Here is a 19,810-nt window from a genome sequence, read left to right on the forward strand (position 1 = left end):
ATGCCGCTGGACGCCGACGTCGTTCTGATGGGCGAGGTGCACGACAACCCCGTGCATCATGTCAATCAGGCAATCTGGCTGGACCGGATGAAGCCCGCCGCCGTGGTGTTCGAACAGTTGCCGCCCCACTTGGCGCAGGTCGCCGAATCCCTGCGCGGGTCCGCTGCCGACGTTCTTGGCGCGGCGTTGGAATGGGAAGGCCGTGGCTGGCCGGATTTCGAGATGTATCATCCCGTCTTCATCGCGGCGGGCGACGCGGCCATCTTCGGCGCGGAGGTTGCGGGCGCCGAGATCGAAAGCGTCTTCGCTGGCGGCCTCGCCGCATCGCGCGATCTGACGGCGATTTTCGGGCTGGACGCCCCCCTTTCGGCCGAGATTCGCGCGAAACGCCTGGACGAAATCGCTCAAGCGCATTGCAACTTCATGCCCGAGGATTCGCTGGCCGCGATGCTGGACGTGCAGCGCCTGCGCGATGCGGCCCTGGCCGAGGCCGTGATCGCCGCCTGGGAGGAGACGGGCGGCCCCGTCGCGGTCGTCACCGGCAACGGCCATGCCCGTGACGACTGGGGCGTTCCATCGCTTCTGCAAGCCGTGCGGCCCGATCTGTCGGTGATCGCGCTGGGACAGCTTTCGAGCCCGCCGTCATCCGATGTGCCGTTCGACGATTGGGTCGTGGCGCCCTATCTCGATGCCGACACGCGCGGCGATCCGTGCGACGCCCTGCGCTAGGTCTTGTCGGCGCGGCGGCGCCTCACTAGGGTCCGCCGCCAAGGGGTGCCGATGCTGAACCGCCATATCCTGCTGATCGTTTCAGGCGGCATCGCGGCCTACAAGGCGCTGGAACTCGTCCGTCGCCTGCGCGAACGCGGTGCGAGTGTCACGCCGGTGATGACCCGCGCCGCCGCGCAGTTCGTCACGCCCCTGTCGCTGTCGGCGCTGGCCGGGGTCCGCGTCCATACCGACTTGTGGGATCTGACGGCCGAGGCCGAGATGGGGCATATCCAGCTTAGCCGCGTGGCGGATCTGATCGTCGTTGCCCCCGCAACGGCCGACCTGATGGCGCGTGCGGCGCAGGGCCGAGCCGACGATCTGGCATCGACGCTGCTGCTGGCGACCGATACGCCGGTGCTGATGGCACCGGCGATGAATGTGCGCATGTGGACGCATCCGGCGACCACGCGCAATCTGGCGACACTGCGCGCGGACGGCATCCGTTTCGTCGGTCCCGACGAAGGCGACATGGCCTGCGGCGAATACGGGCCGGGGCGCATGGCCGAGGTTCCGGCAATCCTGACGGCAATCGACGCGCAGTTTGCCGCGCCGCGGCTGCGGGGGTTGCACGCACTGGTCACGTCCGGCCCGACGCACGAACCCATCGACCCGGTGCGCTATATCGCCAACCGTTCGTCCGGCGCACAGGGCACCGCCATCGCGGCCGCGCTGCACCGGCTGGGCGCGCGCGTGACCTTCGTGACCGGCCCCGCGACGACGCCGCCGCCGCCCGGACCGGCCGTGATCCGGGTCGAAACGGCGGCCGAGATGCACGCGGCGGTCAAGGCCGCGCTGCCTGCCGACATCGCCGTCTTCGCAGCGGCCGTCGCGGACTGGCGCATCGCCAATGCGGCTAGCTCGAAGATGAAGAAAGGCGCGGGCAGGCCCGAACTGTCGCTGACCCAGAACCCCGACATCCTGGCCGACATCGCCGGGATGACCGAAGGGCGCCCTTCGCTGGTGGTGGGCTTCGCCGCCGAGACGGACGATGTGCTGGCCAACGCACGGGCCAAGCTGGCGCGCAAGGGGTGCGACTGGATCGTGGCCAACGATGTGTCCCCGGCGACGGGCATCATGGGCGGGGCCGAGAATGCCGTCACGCTGGTCACGTCCGACGGGGCCGAGGACTGGCCGCGCGCGTCCAAGGAAGCGGTGGCCGACCGTCTGGCGCATCGGATCGCGGAGGCGCTGGCGAGGGACACGGCGCGGTGAACCGGGTCGAGGTTTCCCTGATGCGTGAGGGTTGGGCCGATCCGACCATCCCGCTGCCCACCTATGCGACCGACGGTGCCGCCGGGGCGGACATCCGCGCGAACTTCGCGGCACCCGACCGGGGCGGCCTGCCGATCGAACCGATGGCGCGCGCCATCGTCCCCACCGGACTGCGCATGGCAATCCCCGAGGGGTTCGAGATGCAGTTGCGCCCCCGGTCGGGGCTGGCCCGCGATCACGGCGTGACGCTGGTGAACGCGCCTGCGACGATCGACGCGGATTACCGGGGCGCTGTCGCGATCCTGCTTATCAATCTCGGGCAGGTGCCGTTCGTCGTGCTGCACGGGATGCGGATCGCCCAAGGGGTGATCGCGCCGGTCGTCCGGGCGGCCTTTGCGGAAACCGACCGTCTGGATGGCACGCCGCGCGGCACGGGCGGCTTCGGTTCGACCGGCACATCCTGATGCTGCTGGCGCTGCTTCTGGCCGCCGCGATCTGGTTCGGCGGCAGGCGGATCGGCTGGCCGGTTCAGGCCCGGCTGACAATGCTGGCGTTGCTTTACGTCGCGATCCTTGCGGTGAACGTGGGACTGCCCCCAGGCAATCCGCTGCGCCAAGCGACGGGCGGGTCTGCGGGCGAATGGCTGGTGCTGGGCGGCGTCGCGGCGCTGGTGCTGCTTTACCGGGCCGGTCTGGGCCGTCTGCGCGGCCATGTGCGCCCCGAAAACCGCAAGCCCGAACTCGCGCCGGGCCAGTTCGCGCCCGGCGAGGTGCAGCGCTACGCACGCCATATCGCCCTGCGCGAAATCGGGGGTCCGGGACAGAAGCGGCTGAAGGCGGCGAAAGTGCTGGTGGTTGGGGCGGGGGGCCTCGGCTCTCCGGCACTGCTATATCTCACGGGGGCGGGCATCGGCACCCTGGGGGTGATCGACGACGACACGGTCGAGCAGACCAACCTTCAGCGGCAGATCATCCATACCGATGCGCGGACGGGCATGCCCAAGGTCTTTTCCGCCGAGCTGGCGATCCGGGCGCTGAACCCCAACGTCGCCGTCAGACCCTATCGCCGCAAACTGACGGCCGACATGGCGACGGCTTTGGTCGAGGATTACGATCTGGTGCTGGACGGGACGGACGACATCGGCACACGGTATGTCGTCAACGCCGCCTGCATCGCCGCGCGGGTGCCGCTGATCTCGGGGGCGCTGTCGCAATGGGAAGGTCAGGTGACGATCTTCGCGCCCTGGGACGGAACGCCCTGCTATCGCTGCATCTTTCCCGACCGTCCCGCGCCGGGGCTGGCGCCGAGCTGCGCCGAAGCGGGGGTGCTGGGGCCGCTTCCCGGCATCGTCGGGACGATCATGGCCGCCGAGGCGATCAAGGAGCTGACTGGCGCTGGCGAAACGCTGCGCGGCCGCATGGCGATCCACGACGCGCTTTGGGGCGAGAACCGGACCATCCTGCTGACGCCCCGCCCCGATTGCCCCGATTGCGGGCACCTTCGGCGCGGGGCAGCGGCCCGTTAGGCCGGACGCAGACCGTCCAGCACGATCCTGTCGCGCGGCAAGGCGGGAAGGGCGGCCATGTTCAGCTCGAAATCCTGCGCGGGCGTGGACCATTCGGCCCGCCGCGTCAGCCAGCGCACCGCTTCTTCCATCACCTCGATCGTCGTCCATTCACCCGGACAGCGATGTCCGTCGGCCAGCCCGCCGCCGCCCTGCGGGATCATCTGGAATGCGCCGATATCGCAATCCTTGAAGCGGTCGGGCCTGAAACTGTCGGGATCGTCCCAGTTGCGCGGATCGCGGTTCACCGAGCGAATTTCCAGAATGACGCGCTGACCTTGCGGGATGGTCACGCCATCCAGCACGGCATCGTGCCGCGCCTTGGCCGCCAGCATCGGAAAGAAGGGATAAAGGCGCCGGACCTCCTGCACGAAACGATGCACCTCGTCGTCATCGTCGGGCCGCGCTTCGGGGTGGTGGACAAGCGCATGGGCGCTAAAGGTGATGAAGGCCGATATGGCGACGACGGGGCGCAGGAAATTGACAAGCTCGACCGCGGCGACATCGACGGGCAAAGGCTTGCCATCGGTATCCGGCCAATGCGCCACCAGATCCAGCACGCTGCCCGGATCGCGCCGGTCGCGGACCTGCCGGACCAGGTTCGCGGCCCAGCGGTCGGCATCGCGTCGGGCCGTCCACGCGGTCAGGTGGCGCGGGTCGTTTGGTCCGGCATGTTCGAACAGGCGCGACAGCATGCGCGTGGTATCGGGCAACGCCGCGTCGGCAACGGCGATGCCGGCCCAATCGCAGACCACGCGGGTCAGCAGCAGCTCCATCTGGTCCTGAAGAACGATCCGGCCGGGCCGCGCGGCCGCCAGCGCATCCATCGCCGTCCCGGCGCGCGCCGCGATATCCTTGGCGCGGTCGGGGCCCAGACGCCGCAGGAACAGCGCCTTGCGTTGACGATGTTCCGCATCGTCCAGACCCTGCACCCCCTCGGGGCCGAACAACGTGCGACGCAGGAAGGTCGGCGCCGCGCCGGTCCGCTGCATCGCATCGGAATAAAAGAAAGGCGCCGCCGTCGATCCGGCCAGAAACGTGGTGGGCTGCAAAAGCAGGCGCGCGTTGAAGGCGGCCCGGTCGCCCGCATGCCGGCCGATCCAGCGATAGGGATCGCGGGCAAGATGAAGGGATGCGTCGAGCATGGCATGTCCAGTGCGTTATTTATCCGTTAATGCCCGAAGCGCGCGAACGATCCATCCGCAGGCTTGCGGCCCGCTGCCGGGCTGCACTAGGGTCCGACCCAAGCCATCCGACATACGGAGTCTGCCGTGAAGTTCCTGCCGACCCTTCTTGCCGCGATCCTGCCCTTCGCTGTCTCGGCGGCCGATCTTCCCGATCTGGACGGCCGCGAGATCGTCGTCGCGGTCGAGAACGCCTATCCGCCGCTGCAATATATCCGCCCTTCGACGGGCGACGCCGTGGGCTGGGAATACGACGCCATGGCCGAGATCGCTGACCGGCTGAACGCGACGGTCAGCTTCGAGAATACCAGTTGGGAGGCGATGATCGCCGCCGTCGCGCAGGGCCAGTACGACATGGGCATGACCGGCATCACCATCCGCCCCGACCGGGCCGAAGTGGTGGATTTCAGCGACCCCTATATGGTGTCCCAAATGCGGATGCTGGTGCGCGCCGACGAAAGCCGCTTTTCCGACGCCGAAGGCTTTGCCGCCGATCCCGACCTGTTGATTGGCGCGCAGCCGGGCACCACGCCCTTCTATGTCGGCATCTACGAGATTCTGGACGGCGACGAATCCAATCCGCGCATGCGCCAGTTCCAGACTTTCGGCGCAGCGGTGCAGGCGCTGCGCACCGGCGATATCGACCTCGCGCTGACCGACAGCACGGCGGCCGAAGGGTATGTCGCCAACAGCGACGGCGCGCTGAAGATCACCGGCGATCCGCTGGGCACCGAGGAGTTCGGGTTCATCTTTCCCAAGGACTCGGATCTCGTCGGGCCTGTCAATGCGGCCGTCGCCTCGATGAAGGCCGACGGGACTCTGGACGCGCTGAACAGCCGCTGGTTCGTGGAAACCGAATTGGGCCGATAGGCGCCGCTTCATGCCCCGCGCCGACACGCGGCACGACCGCGATTTTCCCTATTGGCTGGTCCTGGCCTGTGCACTGGGGTTGTGGTTCCTCTACCGAATCGCGGTCGATGCGCTTTACCTGCAAATCCTTCGGACGTTGCTCAACGGGGCGTGGGTCACGTTCTATGTGACTGTCATCTCGTTCTTCTGCGCCTGCCTTCTGGGGATCGGTCTGGCGCTCATGTCGCGGTCGGGGTCCATCGTCGTGCGGCAGGCGGCGCGCTTCTGGGTCGAGATCGTGCGCGGCATCCCGATCCTCGTGTTGCTTCTTTACGTCGCGTTCGTTCTGGCGCCCGGTCTCGTCTCGCTCTGGAACTGGCTGGCCGGTCCCTTCGGGCTGGAACCGGCGGGCACGCGCGACTTCGCGCTGATCTGGCGCGCGGTCCTTGCGCTGGTCATCGCCTATTCCGCCTTTCTGGCCGAGGTGTTCCGCGCCGGCCTGTCCTCGGTCGATCATGGCCAGATCGAGGCTGCGCAGTCGCTTGGCCTCAAGCCCTGGATGCGGTTCCGCCATATCGTCTGGCCGCAGGCGCTGCGGACCATCCTGCCGCCGCTGGGCAACGATTTCATCGCGATGGTCAAGGACAGCTCGCTCGTCTCGGTGCTGGGGGTGCTGGATATCACGCAGCTCGGCAAGGTGACGGCGGCCGGCAATTTTCGGTATTTCGAAACTTACAACGTGGTCGCATTGCTCTACCTGACGATGACGGTGGGCCTTTCGCTGGCCCTGCGCGGGCTGGAACGCAGGTTGCGGCGGCGCTGACCGATCTGGACAACAAGGAAAAGCCGATGAATCCGCTTTTGCAGGACTGGACCGCGCCCTACGGGATGCCGCCGTTCGACGCGATCACCGACGACGATTTCGCCCCGGCCGTGGACGCGGCGCTGGACGATGCCCGCGCGACCGTCGCTGCGATCGCGGACAATCCCGACGCCCCGACATTCGCCAACACGGTCGAGGCGTTGGAGCGGGCGGACGAAAAGCTGGACCGGGTGCTGTCGGTGTTCTTCACCCTGGCCGGGACGTCGTCCAATCCGAAGCGCGAGGAACTGAGCCGTCGGTTTTCGCCGAAACTATCGGCCTATTCGTCCGAAGTGACGATGAACAGGGCGCTTTTCGCCCGGATTGACGACCTCTGGCAGCGGCGTGATGCGCTTGGCCTCGATACCGAGGGCGCGCGGCTGTTGTTTTTGACCCATCGGTCCTTCGTTCGGCAGGGGGCGCTGCTGGAAGGGGCGGATCGCGAGCGGCTGGCCGAGGTCAAGGCGCGGCTGGCGATGCTGGGTGTGCAATTCACGCAGAACCTGCTGGCCGACGAACGCGACTGGTTCATGGAACTGGCCGAGGGCGATCTGGAGGGGTTGCCGCAATTCGTCGTCGATGCCGCGCGTTCGGCGGGCGAGGAGAAGGGCGTGGCGGGGCCTGTCGTGACGCTGAGCCGGTCGCTGATCGTGCCGTTTCTTCAGTTTTCGCCGCGCCGCGACCTGCGCGAACGGGCCTGGCGGGCCTGGACCGGCCGGGGCGCGAATGGCGGCGAGACGGACAATCGCGCCATCGCGGCCGAGATTTTGCAGCTTCGGGCCGAAAGGGCGCGGCTGCTGGGGCATGACAGTTTCGCCGACTGGAAGCTGGAAACGGAAATGGCCGGGTCGCCCGACCGGGTGCGCGATCTGTTGATGCAAGTGTGGAAGCCGGCCCGCGCGGCGGCCTTGGCCGATGCCGACGTGCTGACCGCGATGATGCGGCAGGACGGTATGAATAGCGTATTAGAACCGTATGACTGGCGCTATTATGCCGAACGCCGCCGCGCCCAAGAACACGACCTTAACGAAGCCGAGCTGAAGCCCTATTTCCAGCTCGACCGGATGATCGAGGCGGCGTTCGCTTGCGCGCACCGGCTGTTCGGTCTGTCCTTCGCGCCGGTCGATGTTCCGCTGCACCACCCCGATGCCCGCGCCTGGGAAGTGACGCGCGACGGGCGGCACATGGCGGTGTTCGTCGGCGACTATTTCGCGCGCGGCGGCAAACGGTCGGGCGCCTGGTGCTCGGCGCTTCGGTCGCAGCGCGCGGGCGTGCGTCCCATCGTGCTGAACGTGTGCAACTTCGCCAAGCCGCCCGCGGGGCGTCCCGCCTTGCTGAGCCATGACGACGCGCGCACGCTGTTTCACGAATTCGGCCATGCGCTGCACCAGATGCTGTCCGATGTGCGCTATGAGGCGATCAGCGGCACCAGCGTCGCGCGCGACTTCGTGGAACTGCCCAGCCAGCTTTATGAACATTGGCTGGACGTGCCGCAGGTGCTGGCCGATCACGCGCTGCATGCCGAGACGGGCCAGCCGATGCCGGACGATCTGCGAAAGCGGCTTCTGGCGGCGGGCACCTACGACATGGGGTTCCAGACCGTCGAATACGTCGCGTCGGCGCTGGTCGATCTGGAGTTTCACAGCGCCGAGCCGCCCGCCGACCCGATGGAACGGCAGGCGGAGATCCTCGACGCCATCGGGATGCCCCACGCCATGGGAATGCGCCATGCGACGCCGCATTTCGCGCATGTCTTCGCGGGTGACGGATATTCGGCGGGCTACTACAGCTACATGTGGTCCGAGGTGATGGATGCCGATGCCTTCGCCGCGTTCGAGGAAGCGGGCGGCCCGTTCGATCCCGAGATCGCCGCGCGGCTGGAGCGTTACATCCTGTCGGCCGGCGGGCGGCAGGAAGCCGAGGACGCCTATCGCGCATTCCGCGGCAGGCTGCCGGGGGTCGAGGCGCTGTTGAAGGGCCGCGGCCTGCTGGCCGACGCGGCACCGCCGGGGGGTCCAAGTTGACGCTAGGGCACGTAATGGTGACAAGAGTTCATCCCGCTTCGCGACGTCTATCCCTACTCTGACTGGACCGGCCCAGAGACTGGCCGCATTTTCAGGGGAGGATAGATGATGAAGACTTCGATATACGGGGCGCTGGCGGGAATGATTTTCATGGGCGTGCCCGCTGTTGCCCAAGAAACCGCACCTTTCGGCACAGACGAGGATGCCGATTATGCCGCGCAGCTTTGGGAAGTGATGACAGGCCTGGGGCTGGTTGGCGAGGGCGCTATGCAGGCCGCGCCCTATCCCGGCACCGATCCGCATGGAATGATGCTGCAGACCTTCTATACCGACGCAGAGGTCGCCGGGCATCGTGGCGCGCTGGTGGTCAAGCGCAATTATGGCCCCGAGGGCGTGACGGTTGACGAGGTTCTTGCCGACCCGGCCGCGCATCTGGGCGCGGTGACGATCATGTTCCGCCGTGCGCAAGACTACGATCCCGAAACGGGAAACTGGTTTTACGCCAAATACCTGCCCGACGGCACGCTGGACCGGAACCCGGCCGACATGGCCCTTGCCGGGCTGGTCGGCAAGGGTGCAGATGCCGGATGTATCGCTTGCCATCAGGCCGCGGGGGGTGACGATTACCTGTTCACCACCGACGCCGATCTGACCGTCGCCGTCGAGTGACTGCGGCGCGGGGGCGTACGCGCCCCCGCGTCGACGGTCAGGCAATGATCAGGCGGCGATCAGGCCCATGGATTCGAGCTTCAACAGCACCTGGTGGGCGCAGTTGTCCACATCGTTTCCTTCGGTTTCCAGCCGCAGTTCGGGATTTTGCGGCACGTCGTAGGGATCGGAAATGCCGGTGAATTCCTTGATCTTGCCTTCGCGCGCCAGCTTGTAGAGCCCCTTGCGGTCGCGGCGTTCGCATTCCTCGATCGAGGTGGCGACATGCACTTCCAGAAACGCGCCGAAAGCCTCGATCTCCTCGCGGACGGCGCGGCGGGTGGTGGCATAGGGCGCGATGGGCGCGCAGATGGCGATGCCGCCGTTCTTGGTAATCTCGGAGGCGACATAGCCGATACGGCGGATGTTCAGGTCGCGGTGTTCCTTGCTGAAGCCCAGTTCCGAGCTGAGGTTCTTGCGCACGATATCGCCGTCCAGAAGCGTCACGGGGCGGCCGCCGAGTTCCATCAGCTTGACCATCAGGGCGTTGGCGATGGTCGATTTGCCGCTGCCCGAGAAGCCAGTGAAGAACACGGTGAATCCCTGCCGCGACCGGGGCGGACGGGTGCGGCGCAGTTCGGACACGACCTGCGGAAAGCTGAACCAGTCGGGAATTTCCAGCCCCTCGGCCAGACGGCGACGCAGTTCGGTGCCCGAAATGTCGAGGACGGTGGCGCCCTCGGGCACCTCGTCGGCGGGGAAATACTGGGCCTTCTCCTGCACATAGACCATGTGTTTGAAGTCCACCATCTCGATCCCCATTTCCTCCTGATGCTGGCGGAAAAGGGTCTGCGCGTCGTAGGGACCGTAAAAATCCTTGCCTTCGCTGTTCTTGCCCGGCCCCGCATGATCGCGGCCGACGATGAAATGCGTCACGCCGTGGTTCTTGCGGATCAGGCCGTGCCAGATCGCCTCGCGCGGGCCGGCCATGCGCATGGCGAGGTTTAGCAGCGACATCGTGGTGGTGGCAGCCGGATACTGGTCCAGCACCGCTTCGTAGCAGCGCACGCGCGTGAAGTGATCGACATCGCCCGGCTTGGTCATGCCGACGACGGGATGGATCAGCAGGTTGGCCTGCGCCTCGCGCGCGGCGCGGAAGGTCAGTTCCTGATGCGCGCGGTGCAGAGGATTGCGGGTCTGGAAGGCGACGATCTTGCGCCAGCCCAGCTTGCGGAATTGGGCGCGCAGTTCATTGGGAGTGTCGCGGCGACCGCGGAAATCGTAGTGCACCGGCTGCTGGATGCCCGTGACCGGCCCGCCCAGATAGACCTTGCCCGCTTGGTTGTGCAGGTAGTTCACGGCCGGATGCGCGCTGTCGTCGGCGCCGAAGACGTGCCGGGCCTCGCGCGGCTTGTCGGGCACCCACTTGTCGGTGACGGTCATCGTGGCGAGGATCACGCCCTCCTGATCGCGCAGGGCGATGTCCTGGCCGGGTTCGACCTTGTCGGCGAACGCCTCGGACACATCGAGGGTGATCGGCATCGGCCAGAGCCGCCCGTCGGCAAGACGCATGGTCTCGACGACGCTGTCGTAATCCTGCTGGCCCAGAAAGCCCTTGAGCGGGTGAAAGCCGCCGTTCATCAGCAGTTCCAGATCGCAGATCTGGCGCGGGGTCAGGTCGTGGGACAGCAGGCTGCCCGCTTCGGCCTTGAGCTTCTGCGCGCTGTCGTACGAGACGTAGAGTTCGGGAACAGGGGCGAGGTCGGGGTTCTGCATGACGAAGACGCGCTTTCGGTTGACCGGGATTTGCCCCGGCCCCTAGCGCAGCGGCCCCGCCGCTTCAAGGCGGGGCGATGGGCCCCGGCCTATTCCGCCGGGACTTCGGCGCCCCATCCCAGCGGGTTCGACATGACCTTGCCCGTTGTTTCGCCCTGTTCGGCCAGAAATTTCTCGGCCTCGAGCGCGGCCATGCAGCCCATTCCGGCGCTGGTGACGGCCTGACGATAGATGTGGTCGGTCAGATCGCCCGCGGCGAAGACGCCGGGAACGGATGTCGCCGTGCTGCCGGGTTTCGTCGCGACGTAACCGCCGTGATGCAGTTCGAGCTGGCCCTTCACCAGATCGGAGGCAGGGGCGTGGCCGATGGCGACGAAGACGCCCTTGACGGGCAGGGTCCGTTCGGCGCCCGTCCCGGTGTCACGCAGGCGAACCTCCTCGACGCCCCTGGGGTCGGTGTCGCCCGTCACCTCGACCAGTTCGTGATTCCAGAGGATCTCGATCTTGGGGTGGTTCATCAGGCGATGCTGGAGGATCTTTTCCGCGCGCAGGGTGTCGCGGCGGTGGACCAGTGTGACCTTGCGCGCGAAATTGGTAAGAAACAGCGCCTCTTCGACGGCGGTGTTGCCGCCGCCGATGACCGCCACGTCCTGCCCGCGATAGAAGAACCCGTCGCATGTGGCGCAGGCGCTGACGCCGAAACCCTGGAACGCCTCTTCGCTGGGCAGGCCCAGCCATCTGGCCTGCGCGCCCGTCGCCAGGATCAGAGCGTCGGCGGCATAGACGGTGCCGCTGTCGGCGGTGGCGATGAAGGGGCGGCTGGACAGATCGACCGACCGGATCATGTCGGTCACGATCTCGGCGCCGACTTCGCGGGCATGCGCCTCCATCCGCGCCATCAGGTCGGGGCCCATCACGGTGGCGTCGCCCGGCCAGTTCTCGACCTCGGTGGTGATGGTCAACTGGCCGCCCGGCTGGATGCCCTGCACGAGGACGGGTTCCAGCATGGCGCGCGCGGCATAGATGGCGGCGGTATAGCCCGCGGGACCGGAGCCGACGATCAGAACCTTGACGGGGCGGGGAGAGTGCATGAATCCATCCTTTCCGGGTTGGCGCCGATATAGGGCCTGGCGGGGCCGACCGGAACCCCGGACCGGCGACTTCGCCGGCGCGAAACAATCTTGCGGGGATCCGGCAATCTGCATAGGTAACGCGCAAGGCAGGAGGGTCGGATGTCGGGGCACAGACTGGACGCGATCGACCGCAAGATCCTTGCGGAATTGCAGGCGGACGGGCGCATGACGAACGTGGAGCTGGCGCGCCGCGTCGGCATTTCCGCGCCGCCCTGCCTGCGGCGGGTGCGCACGCTCGAGGAAGGCGGCTATATCCGGGGCTATCACGCCGAGGTGGATGCCAAGGCGCTGGGCTTCGACGTGCAGGTCTTCGCCATGGTCGGGCTGGAGCGGCAGGCCGAGCAGGATCTGGCCGCGTTCGAGGCGCGTTGCCGCGACTGGCCGCTGGTCCGCGAATGCCACATGCTGAACGGCGAGGTGGATTTCATCCTCAAATGCGTGGCCCCCGATCTGGGGGCTTTCCAGCGCTTTCTGACCGAGGAACTGCTGACCAGCCCCAATGTCGGAAGCGTCAAGACGTCGCTGGTCATCCGGGGGGCAAAGCGCGAACCGGGGGTGCCGTTCGACGTGCTGGAAAGGCGCGTTTCGGGTCGGGACTGACGGCGTCGGCCAGCAGCGCCGGCGCGCGGGCAGTGGCCAGATGCGGAAACATCGACAGAAACAGCGCCTGGCCGTCCTGTCCGGGCAAAGCCGCCGGGTCGGGCCAGAAGCTTTCCACGTCCAGACCGTTGACGGGCAGGCGATGCGGCCCGTCGAAGCCGAGGTGAAACACCTCGACCGCCGAGGCGGGCGCGATCCTGACGATGTTCATGCCATCGGCCAGATCCGCCACCGGAACGGATGCGTCCCCCATGACGATCCGCGCGGCGGGGCCAAGCACGAGGTCCATCGACGGACGCCCGGCGCCCAGCGCATCGGCGGCCAGCCGGAAAAGCGGCACGGCCCGACGGCCCGGATGCAAGATGCAGCCGCCCTTCCACAAAAGCCGCCGACCGTCCCCGTCCGTGCCGATCGTGTCGCCGGGGCGCGCATCCTCGACCGCGACGGGACCGTCGGGCATCGGCAGCAGCGTGCCCCGCGCGAAGGCGGCAAAGCCAAGGGTGAAGGCCGGCGTCGAGGGGCCGAGCCGGATCGCGTCGCGCGCGGTGCCGTCCGGGCCGAGCCAGGCGATGTCATAGCGTGTGTCGAGCGGCGACGCGATGGCCGGGGCCGCGGGCGCCTGCCGCACCGTCCAGGGCGTCGCGCCACGGGGGGCTGGGCCGTGGCGGCCATGTCGGTCGAGATGCATGCGGCGATCCTTCCTGCGGCAGATCGGGGTCGTCGCAGGGAAGATCGCCGCCGATTGCGTCGCCGGTCGGGCAGCGCGGTGGCCTGTTTCAGGCGCGGATCGCGGACAGCAGGCGGCCGTAATCGGCCTGTTTGTCATGGACGCTGCGGCGATACGAAAAGAACCGAGCCGGATCGCGATAGGTGCAATGCCGCGTCCATTCCGCCCCGCCGATACCCGCCGCGCGCAGGCGGTGCAGGCCATAGGCGGGCAGGTCGAATTGCAGCCGGTCGCCCTTGCCCTGCGCGAAAAAGCGCGCGTTATCGCCGTCTTCGGCGGTGAAGGCATCGAACAGTTCCGGCCCGACCTCGTAGGCGGCCTGGCTGATGGCGGGGCCGATCACGGCCAGCGTCCGTTCGCGCCGCGCGCCCAGCCGTTCCATCGCGGCCAGCGCCGCATCCGTCACGCCGGCCAAGGCCCCCCTCCAGCCGGCATGGACGGCGGCCACGACGCGGGCCTGCGGATCGCCCATCAGGATCGGCAGGCAATCGGCGGTCAGCACCGCCACGGCGATGGCGGGATCGGATGTGACCACGGCATCGGCGGACATCGTTTCGGCGGTGAAGCGGTCCACGACGACGGCGTCGGCTGAATGCACCTGCGTCACGCCCATCAGCGCGTCCTTGTCGATCCCCAGGGCGGCGGCGGCGCGGCTGCGGTTGATGGCCACCACATCGGCCTGATCGGTCGATCCGCGACCGCAATTCAGCCCGGTGAACACCCCCGACGAAGCGCCGCCCTTGCGGGTGAAGAAGCCGTGCCTGAATGGCGACAGCGTGTCGGCGGTGAGGATTTCCAGCGTCATCCTGCGACCCCTTCAGGCCAGTCCGGGCGGCGGCCCCGCGCCGTCATGCAGGGCCAGCACGCGGAAAAGGTCGCCCATTTCGCAGGGGTGGGTCAACCGGCGATGCGCGGCGACATGCGTTTCCAGCGCCGCGCCGGACAGACCGCGGGCCAGCGCCCGTGCGCGGGCGGCGATTCCCAGACGTTCCAGCCACACGCCCTGCGGCACCGGCCCGGCGACTGTGCAGGGGGCGGCGTCGGCGATGGCGCGGAAATCGACATGCGCGGTCAGATCGGCCGCCCCCGGACGATCGAGCGGGCTTTCCTTGCGATGTCCGCGCACGGCCTGAAGCGTATCGCCCGGACCGTCGCCGCCATAGTCGATCAGCAGTGCGGCGCCGCCCTGGCGAGTAAGGTGCGCGCCCAGTTCCTCGGCGAAGGCGGTGGCGGGCGCACCGATCTCGACCAGGTCGCCGTCGCGGGTTTCCGCGAACCGGGCGGGAAGCGACCCGAGCGGCGCGCGGTCCGACAAGGCGAAGGTCAGCGCGTCGTCGCGCACGGCGACCAGACGTTCGCGCCAGCCCGCGCCGTCGCGCAGGAATTGCCGGATCGGCAGCGCGTCCAGAAATTCGTTGGCGATGGCGAGGGTCGGCAGCGGCGGCAGGTCCGTCACACCGGCCAGCCAGACCGGATCGTGCGCCCGAAGCGCCTCGGCCTGCACCCGGCGCAGGGGGCCGGGAACCTCGACCAGATGCAGGCGCAGCGCGGCGTGAAAGCCGGGCACGGCGCGGGTGGCGCGCAGGGCGTCGGCCATCAGCGTGCCGCGCCCCGGCCCGAATTCTACCAGCGCGACGGGGTCGGGACGGCCGCGGTCCAGCCAGGCCTGCGCCAGCGCCAGCCCGACCAGTTCGCCGAACATCTGGCTGATCTCGGGCGCGGTGACGAAATCGCCCGCGCCGCCCAGTGGCTGGCGGGTGGTGTAATAGCCGTGGCGCGGATGCAGCAGGCAGGCGGTCATGTATTCCGCGACGTTGATCGGCCCCGTCGCGCGGATCTGGCGCACCAGCGTCGCGGCGAGCGGGGTCATGCGCGCCGCCGGGCCAGCAGAACGAAGGCGATGCCGATGGCGATCATAGGCAGCGACAGAAGCTGCCCCATGCTCAGCCCCCAGTCGCCGAATTGCACGACATGGCCCAGCGGATTATCGGGGGCGATGAATTGCGGGTCGGCCTGGCGCACGAATTCGACTGCGAAACGCGACAGGCCATAGCCGATGAGGAAGATGCCGGTCAGTTGCCCCGGAACCTTCAGCCAGCCGCGCCAGAAGGCCAGCACGATGAGCAGCCCGCCGAGGACGAGGCCCTCGAGCCCCGCTTCGTAGAGCTGCGACGGGTGGCGCGCGCAAAGCCCTTCGGCGATGCCGGGGCAGTCCTGCGCGCGGATGCCCGGAAAGACGACGCCCCAGGGCAGGTCGGTGGGCCTTCCCCAAAGCTCGGCGTTGATGAAATTGGCGATCCGTCCCAGCAGCAGACCGGGCGGGGTCGCCAGCGCCATGATGTCCAGCACCGACCAGACGGGCAGGCCCCGCGACAGGCAGAACCACAGCCCGCCGATGGTGACGCCCAGCATGCCGCCGTGAAACGACATGCCGCCCTGCCAGATATAGAGGATCTCGAGCGGATGGGTCAGGTAATAGCCGGGCTGGTAGAACAGCACGAAGCCCAGCCGCCCGCCGAGAATGATCCCGAGGATCACCGCGGTCATCAGATCCTCGACATCCTTGGGACGCAGCGGGGACATGTCGCCGCGCCACAGGGCCGGACGCCGGACGGCGGCGACGGCCAGCCGCCAGCCCAGAAGGATGCCGACGATATAGGCCAGCGCATACCAGCGCAGCGCCAGCGTGAAGCCGCCGATCTCGACCGAGAAGATCTCGGGCGCGATGTCGGGAAAGGGGATCGCCAGCAGCATGGCGCGGACAAAGCGGCTGCCGGGCGGGGAAGTCAACCTTGAGAATGACGCGCGCCGGGGCCATATCGCTGCGATACCAGCCCGGAGGAAAGCATGCAGACCCGCAACAAGATGTTCGACGACCTGTCGCAACTGATGACCAACGCGATGGGCGTGGCCCAGGGCGCCCGAGACGAGGCGCAGAACGCGATGAAGGGCATGATGGATCGCTGGCTTGCCGACCGCGATTTCGTCACCCGCGAGGAATTCGACGCCGTGCGCGCCATGGCGCAGAAGGCCCGCGAGGAGAACGAGACGCTGCGCGCCAGGCTGGATGCGCTGGACGCGGCGAAGTCCGGGAATTGATCGGGCGTCAGCCGGGCGGCGCGACCAGCGCGCCGCGATGGCCGACGACATGGCCCGACAGGGCGATCGCATGGGCGGCGCAGTCGCGCGGCGCAACCCCCATCAGCCAGTGCGACACGAAGGCGGCGGCAAAGCTGTCGCCGGCAGCGGTTGTGTCGACCAGCGGCACCGGACGCGGCGTCAGCGTCTCGATGGCGCCGCCCGACCACAGATGCACCGGCCGCCCGCCATCCTTGACGCAGACGCAGCGGGCGCCGGCGCTGCGATAGCGGGCGACGGTCGCCGCCGGGTCGGCATCGCCGAAAAGCGGGCCGTCATCGTCGAAGCCGGGCAGCACGATGTCGGCGACCGAAGCGCCGTCCATCAGTCCCTGCCGCATCGCATCGGCGTCTTCCCACAAGCGCGGGCGCAGGTTGGTGTCGAACGCCGTCACGGCGCCCCGGCCGCGCGCGCGGGCCACCGCCCGGCACAGCCGCGCGCGGCCCTCGGGCGGCAGGATGGCCAGCGTGATGCCCGAGAAATAGACGGCATCCGCCGCCGCCGCGACGCTGTCCAGCCAGTCGCCATCGTCGGCCAGACAGCGTGCGGCGGATCTGTCGCGCCAGTAGACGAAGCTGCGTTCGCCCCGGTCGAGCGAGATCATGTAAAGCCCCACCGTCCTGTCCGGCAGGCGGCGCACGTCGCCTGTCCCGATGCCGTCGGCGGCCATCGTGGCCAGCATCTCGTCCGACAGAGGATCGGTGCCGACGGCGGTTCCGTAAGAGACGGTCCAGGCGTCGGGCAACAGGCGACGGGCATACCAGGCGGTGTTGAACGTGTCGCCCGCAAAGCCGCGCCGGTAGAGCCCGCCTTCCATTTGCGCCAGTTCCACCATGCATTCGCCGAGACACAGAAGGGTGGGCATAGGCGGTACCTGTCTTGCGGATCGCGTTCAGGGATACGCGCTTTGCGGCGGCGGGCAAGGCCCCGCTTCTTGCGCCGGGCGGGCGGGCGGCCTAACTCGCCCCCATGAACGATCCCCGGCCCGCCTTGTCCGCCTGCACGATCTGCAAGGACCGCTTTGCCGCGACGGCGACGCGGCACCGACCGAACCCGGTGGTCTGGTTCGATCCGGGCGCGCGTCTGCTGATCGCAAGCCAGGCCCCCGGATTGCGCGTGCACGAGGCGAATACCCCTTTCTGGGACAGGTCCGGCAAGCGGCTGCGCGACTGGCTGGGGCTGGACGAGGCGGCGTTCTATGACCGGTCGCGCGTGGCGATCGTGCCGATGGCGTTCTGTTTTCCCGGCTATGACGCGAAGGGTTCCGACCTGCCGCCGCCGCCCGTCTGCGCGGCGACCTGGCGCGCGCCGGTCCTGCGGTTTCTGGGGTCGGCGCGGCTGACGGTGCTGATCGGCGCCTATGCGCAGCGCTGGCATCTGAAGACGCGCGCGTCGCTGACGCAAACGGTGGCCGCTTGGCGCGACCACGCGCCATCGGTCTTTCCGCTGCCGCATCCGAGCTGGCGCAACACTGCCTGGCTGAAGCGCAACCCCTGGTTCGAGACCGAGCTTGTGCCGGCCCTGCGCGCCCGCGTGGCCGAGGTGATGACATGACGCCGCTGGATCTGGCCCATGCCGCGATGGCCGCGGCCCCCGACGACGACGCGGCGCGGCTGGCCTTCTACGAACGGGTCGCGGACAGCGAGCTTTACCTGCTGCTGACGCGCGAGCCCGAGGGCGAGACGCTGGATCCGCGCATCTTCGAGACGGGGGACGGGCGGTTCGTGGTGGTCTGCGACCGGGCCGAGCGGCTGGAGGCCTTCGCCAGCGGCGGCGCGCCCTATGCCGCGCTTTCTGGGCGCGTTCTGGCCGCGATGCTGGCGGGACAGGGGGTCGGGCTGGCCGTGAACCCCGATGTCGCGCCGTCCTCGTCGCTGATCGGGCCGGATGCGGTGGGCTGGCTGGCCGAAACGCTGGCCGGTCAGCCCGCGCAGGCCGAAGCGCGACCGCGCGATCTGGGGGCGCCCGGCGATCTGCCCGAACGGCTGCTGAAGGCGCTTGATGCCAAGCTGGCCACGGCGCGGGGGCTGGCCCGGATGGCGTATCTGGCGGCCGTGACCTATGACGGCGGGGGGCGGTCGCATCTGCTGGCTTTCATCGACGCGGCCCCCGGTGCCGAGGGCGCGCTGGCGCGGGCCGTGCGCGAGGCGCTAGTCTTTTCGGGGCTGGAGGCCGGAGAGATCGACGTGGCGTTCTTCGCGGCATCGGATCCGATGGCGGCGCGGCTGGCGCGGGTCGGTCTGCGCTTCGATCTGCCGCGCTTCGAGGCGCGGATCGCAGTGCCGCCGGGAAGCGGTCCCGACAGCCCGCCGAAACTGCGCTGAGGGCGGCGGCGGAGCGAGGGGCCGGCCCCTCGCGCTCCCCGAGGTATTTGGGGAAAGATGAAGGGGATCAGTAGCCCGCCTTGCGGTCCACGAGGTGCAGAAGCGGCTCGCCCGCCTCGCCGCGGCGGATGTTCTCGGCGACGGTGCGGGCGGCGGTGACGGGCCGGGTGGCCGAGGCGATATGCGGCGTGACGGTGACGCCGGGATGCGCCCAGAAAGGGTGATCGGGCGGCAGCGGTTCGGTCGTGAAGGTATCGAGCGTGGCATGCCCGACCTGCCCCGTATCCAGCGCCGCCAGCAGCGCCGCATCGTCGATCAGCCCCCCGCGACCGGGGTTCAGAACGACCGCGCCCATCGGCAGTTGCGCGAGGGTCGTGGCGTTCAGCACATGGCGCGTGGCATCCGTCAGCGGCAGCAGAAGCACCAGAATGTCCGATCGGCGCAGCAGCGTCGCAAGGCCGTCCTGCCCGGCGAAGGCGGGAAACGGCAGGCCGTCATGCAGGCGGCGCGACCAGCCCGCCACGTCGAAGCCGAGGTGGCGCAGCATGTCGGCGCAGGCCAGCCCCAGTGCGCCCAGCCCCAGAATGCCGACGCGACGGTCGGCGGCCAGCGGCGGCGGATCGGGGCGCCACTGGCCGTCCTGTCCGTGCAGATGGGCGTCCAGGCCAAGGTGATGGCGCAGCACATGGCCGGTCACATATTCCACCATGCCCTGCGTCAGACCGGGATCGACCATCCGGGCAAGGGGCTGGGTCAGGGTCGGGTTGTGCACCACATCCTCGACCCCCGCCCAGAGGTTCAGAACCGCCTTGCATGCGGTGAAGGGCGCAAAGTCCCCCACGGGGCCGTTGGGGGCGAGGACGATGTAATCGACCTTGTCCGCCGGATGATCGCGGGCCAGATCGACGTCGAGGCCAGCGTCCGCGAAGGCGTCGCGCAAAGGGGTTTCCCATTCGGGCCAGGCGGCGTCGCGCGCGGCGAACAGGACGCGGATCATC

21 protein-coding genes are annotated in these 19,810 nt (G+C 68.5%); 12 read left to right on the forward strand and 9 right to left on the reverse strand.

What is annotated here, in order from left to right:
• From OCGS_RS09400 to OCGS_RS09415, 4 genes are read left to right on the forward strand one after another with little or no spacing between them, the layout of a single operon-like run.
• Positions 1-729 carry a ChaN family lipoprotein gene (locus OCGS_RS09400; protein WP_007427004.1) on the forward strand — a complete coding sequence of 243 codons (729 nt, stop codon included), beginning with the start codon at positions 1-3 and terminating at the stop codon, positions 727-729.
• Positions 730-780: 51 nt separating this feature from the next.
• Positions 781-1,983: a bifunctional phosphopantothenoylcysteine decarboxylase/phosphopantothenate--cysteine ligase CoaBC gene (gene coaBC, locus OCGS_RS09405; RefSeq protein WP_007427005.1), complete on the forward strand. Its 1,203-nt coding sequence runs from the start codon at positions 781-783 to the stop codon at positions 1,981-1,983.
• 20 nt (positions 1,984-2,003) lie between these two features.
• Positions 2,004-2,447 (forward strand): dUTP diphosphatase, encoded by a 444-nt coding sequence (gene dut / locus OCGS_RS09410; RefSeq protein WP_040610885.1) that lies wholly within the window; start codon positions 2,004-2,006, stop codon positions 2,445-2,447.
• Complete coding sequence (locus OCGS_RS09415) at positions 2,447-3,508, forward strand: HesA/MoeB/ThiF family protein (protein ID WP_007427007.1); 1,062 nt, start codon at positions 2,447-2,449, stop codon at positions 3,506-3,508. The genes dut and OCGS_RS09415 overlap by 1 nt, the downstream gene beginning before the upstream one ends.
• Here OCGS_RS09415 and OCGS_RS09420 read toward each other — a convergent pair.
• On the reverse strand, positions 3,505-4,692 hold the full coding sequence (locus OCGS_RS09420; RefSeq protein WP_007427008.1) for a cytochrome P450: 1,188 nt from the start codon (positions 4,690-4,692) through the stop codon (positions 3,505-3,507). The genes OCGS_RS09415 and OCGS_RS09420 overlap by 4 nt on opposite strands.
• 126 nt (positions 4,693-4,818) lie before the next feature.
• Between OCGS_RS09420 and OCGS_RS09425 the strand changes: the two genes are divergently transcribed.
• The 4 genes from OCGS_RS09425 (at position 4,819) to OCGS_RS09440 (ending at position 9,135) form a co-directional block, all read left to right on the forward strand.
• On the forward strand, positions 4,819-5,601 hold the full coding sequence (locus OCGS_RS09425; RefSeq protein ID WP_007427009.1) for a transporter substrate-binding domain-containing protein: 783 nt from the start codon (positions 4,819-4,821) through the stop codon (positions 5,599-5,601).
• A gap of 10 nt (positions 5,602-5,611) precedes the next feature.
• Positions 5,612-6,403 (forward strand): amino acid ABC transporter permease, encoded by a 792-nt coding sequence (locus OCGS_RS09430; protein ID WP_007427010.1) that lies wholly within the window; start codon positions 5,612-5,614, stop codon positions 6,401-6,403.
• A 26-nt stretch (positions 6,404-6,429) separates the two neighbouring features.
• Positions 6,430-8,466 carry a M3 family metallopeptidase gene (locus tag OCGS_RS09435; RefSeq protein WP_007427011.1) on the forward strand — a complete coding sequence of 679 codons (2,037 nt, stop codon included), beginning with the start codon at positions 6,430-6,432 and terminating at the stop codon, positions 8,464-8,466.
• Between the two features lie 108 nt (positions 8,467-8,574).
• On the forward strand, positions 8,575-9,135 hold the full coding sequence (locus OCGS_RS09440; RefSeq protein WP_238538243.1) for a cytochrome P460 family protein: 561 nt from the start codon (positions 8,575-8,577) through the stop codon (positions 9,133-9,135).
• A 48-nt stretch (positions 9,136-9,183) separates the two neighbouring features.
• Here OCGS_RS09440 and OCGS_RS09445 read toward each other — a convergent pair whose 3' ends face one another.
• Together OCGS_RS09445 and trxB are read right to left on the reverse strand one after the other, a co-directional pair.
• A complete protein-coding gene (locus tag OCGS_RS09445; RefSeq protein WP_007427013.1) occupies positions 9,184-10,890 on the reverse strand; it encodes a bifunctional sulfate adenylyltransferase/adenylylsulfate kinase in 1,707 nt (568 codons plus the stop codon).
• Positions 10,891-10,979: 89 nt separating this feature from the next.
• The gene (trxB, locus tag OCGS_RS09450) at positions 10,980-11,981 is read right to left on the reverse strand and encodes a thioredoxin-disulfide reductase (protein ID WP_007427014.1); all 1,002 of its coding nucleotides are present in this window, start codon (positions 11,979-11,981) and stop codon (positions 10,980-10,982) included.
• A 141-nt stretch (positions 11,982-12,122) separates the two neighbouring features.
• Between trxB and OCGS_RS09455 the strand changes: the two genes are divergently transcribed.
• Positions 12,123-12,623, forward strand: a complete 501-nt coding sequence (locus OCGS_RS09455; RefSeq protein WP_007427015.1) for an Lrp/AsnC family transcriptional regulator — start codon at positions 12,123-12,125, stop codon at positions 12,621-12,623.
• Here the strand turns inward: OCGS_RS09455 and OCGS_RS09460 are convergent.
• The 4 genes from OCGS_RS09460 to lgt form a co-directional block, all read right to left on the reverse strand.
• A complete protein-coding gene (locus OCGS_RS09460) occupies positions 12,550-13,311 on the reverse strand; it encodes a Hint domain-containing protein (RefSeq protein WP_052026166.1) in 762 nt (253 codons plus the stop codon). The two genes, OCGS_RS09455 and OCGS_RS09460, sit on opposite strands and share 74 nt — an antisense overlap.
• A gap of 88 nt (positions 13,312-13,399) precedes the next feature.
• Positions 13,400-14,155 carry a peptidoglycan editing factor PgeF gene (gene pgeF / locus OCGS_RS09465; RefSeq protein WP_007427016.1) on the reverse strand — a complete coding sequence of 252 codons (756 nt, stop codon included), beginning with the start codon at positions 14,153-14,155 and terminating at the stop codon, positions 13,400-13,402.
• A gap of 12 nt (positions 14,156-14,167) precedes the next feature.
• The gene (locus tag OCGS_RS09470) at positions 14,168-15,220 is read right to left on the reverse strand and encodes a class I SAM-dependent methyltransferase (RefSeq protein ID WP_007427017.1); all 1,053 of its coding nucleotides are present in this window, start codon (positions 15,218-15,220) and stop codon (positions 14,168-14,170) included.
• Positions 15,217-16,104 (reverse strand): prolipoprotein diacylglyceryl transferase, encoded by an 888-nt coding sequence (gene lgt / locus OCGS_RS09475; RefSeq protein ID WP_007427018.1) that lies wholly within the window; start codon positions 16,102-16,104, stop codon positions 15,217-15,219. Before lgt ends, OCGS_RS09470 begins: the two co-directional genes overlap by 4 nt.
• Positions 16,105-16,197: 93 nt before the next feature.
• On the opposite strand from lgt, the gene OCGS_RS09480 reads away from it, so the two are divergent.
• Positions 16,198-16,449 (forward strand): accessory factor UbiK family protein, encoded by a 252-nt coding sequence (locus tag OCGS_RS09480; protein WP_007427019.1) that lies wholly within the window; start codon positions 16,198-16,200, stop codon positions 16,447-16,449.
• Between the two features lie 7 nt (positions 16,450-16,456).
• Here OCGS_RS09480 and OCGS_RS09485 read toward each other — a convergent pair whose 3' ends face one another.
• Entirely contained in the window at positions 16,457-17,353 is an 897-nt protein-coding gene (locus OCGS_RS09485) for a sugar kinase (protein WP_007427020.1), read from the reverse strand.
• Between the two features lie 104 nt (positions 17,354-17,457).
• Here OCGS_RS09485 and OCGS_RS09490 point away from each other — a divergent pair, with 104 nt between their 5' ends.
• Both OCGS_RS09490 and OCGS_RS09495 read left to right on the forward strand, forming a co-directional pair.
• Positions 17,458-18,042 (forward strand): uracil-DNA glycosylase family protein, encoded by a 585-nt coding sequence (locus OCGS_RS09490; RefSeq protein WP_007427021.1) that lies wholly within the window; start codon positions 17,458-17,460, stop codon positions 18,040-18,042.
• Positions 18,039-18,812, forward strand: coding sequence for an SseB family protein (locus OCGS_RS09495; protein ID WP_007427022.1), 774 nt, complete (start codon positions 18,039-18,041; stop codon positions 18,810-18,812). Before OCGS_RS09490 ends, OCGS_RS09495 begins: the two co-directional genes overlap by 4 nt.
• A 67-nt stretch (positions 18,813-18,879) precedes the next feature.
• On the opposite strand, the gene OCGS_RS09500 is transcribed toward OCGS_RS09495, so the two are convergent.
• Positions 18,880-19,809: a 2-hydroxyacid dehydrogenase gene (locus tag OCGS_RS09500; protein ID WP_007427023.1), complete on the reverse strand. Its 930-nt coding sequence runs from the start codon at positions 19,807-19,809 to the stop codon at positions 18,880-18,882.
• Position 19,810 lies beyond the last annotated feature (1 nt).

It is taken from the genome of Oceaniovalibus guishaninsula JLT2003 (assembly GCF_000299575.1).
GTDB lineage: Bacteria > Pseudomonadota > Alphaproteobacteria > Rhodobacterales > Rhodobacteraceae > Palleronia > Palleronia guishaninsula.

Coding starts and splice junctions, on each gene's coding strand:
- coaBC (WP_007427005.1), top strand. CDS start 781: ATGCTGAACCGCCATATCCTGCTGATCGTTTCAGGCGGCATCGCGGCC.
- trxB (WP_007427014.1), bottom strand. CDS start 11,981: ATGCACTCTCCCCGCCCCGTCAAGGTTCTGATCGTCGGCTCCGGTCCC.
- OCGS_RS09470 (WP_007427017.1), bottom strand. CDS start 15,220: ATGACCCCGCTCGCCGCGACGCTGGTGCGCCAGATCCGCGCGACGGGG.
- pgeF (WP_007427016.1), bottom strand. CDS start 14,155: ATGACGCTGGAAATCCTCACCGCCGACACGCTGTCGCCATTCAGGCAC.
- OCGS_RS09485 (WP_007427020.1), bottom strand. CDS start 17,353: ATGCCCACCCTTCTGTGTCTCGGCGAATGCATGGTGGAACTGGCGCAA.
- OCGS_RS09495 (WP_007427022.1), top strand. CDS start 18,039: ATGACGCCGCTGGATCTGGCCCATGCCGCGATGGCCGCGGCCCCCGAC.
- OCGS_RS09435 (WP_007427011.1), top strand. CDS start 6,430: ATGAATCCGCTTTTGCAGGACTGGACCGCGCCCTACGGGATGCCGCCG.
- OCGS_RS09445 (WP_007427013.1), bottom strand. CDS start 10,890: ATGCAGAACCCCGACCTCGCCCCTGTTCCCGAACTCTACGTCTCGTAC.
- OCGS_RS09500 (WP_007427023.1), bottom strand. CDS start 19,809: ATGATCCGCGTCCTGTTCGCCGCGCGCGACGCCGCCTGGCCCGAATGG.
- OCGS_RS09415 (WP_007427007.1), top strand. CDS start 2,447: ATGCTGCTGGCGCTGCTTCTGGCCGCCGCGATCTGGTTCGGCGGCAGG.
- OCGS_RS09420 (WP_007427008.1), bottom strand. CDS start 4,692: ATGCTCGACGCATCCCTTCATCTTGCCCGCGATCCCTATCGCTGGATC.
- OCGS_RS09490 (WP_007427021.1), top strand. CDS start 17,458: ATGAACGATCCCCGGCCCGCCTTGTCCGCCTGCACGATCTGCAAGGAC.
- dut (WP_040610885.1), top strand. CDS start 2,004: ATGCGTGAGGGTTGGGCCGATCCGACCATCCCGCTGCCCACCTATGCG.
- OCGS_RS09400 (WP_007427004.1), top strand. CDS start 1: ATGCCGCTGGACGCCGACGTCGTTCTGATGGGCGAGGTGCACGACAAC.
- OCGS_RS09455 (WP_007427015.1), top strand. CDS start 12,123: ATGTCGGGGCACAGACTGGACGCGATCGACCGCAAGATCCTTGCGGAA.
- OCGS_RS09460 (WP_052026166.1), bottom strand. CDS start 13,311: ATGCATCTCGACCGACATGGCCGCCACGGCCCAGCCCCCCGTGGCGCG.
- OCGS_RS09430 (WP_007427010.1), top strand. CDS start 5,612: ATGCCCCGCGCCGACACGCGGCACGACCGCGATTTTCCCTATTGGCTG.
- lgt (WP_007427018.1), bottom strand. CDS start 16,104: ATGCTGCTGGCGATCCCCTTTCCCGACATCGCGCCCGAGATCTTCTCG.
- OCGS_RS09480 (WP_007427019.1), top strand. CDS start 16,198: ATGCAGACCCGCAACAAGATGTTCGACGACCTGTCGCAACTGATGACC.
- OCGS_RS09440 (WP_238538243.1), top strand. CDS start 8,575: ATGAAGACTTCGATATACGGGGCGCTGGCGGGAATGATTTTCATGGGC.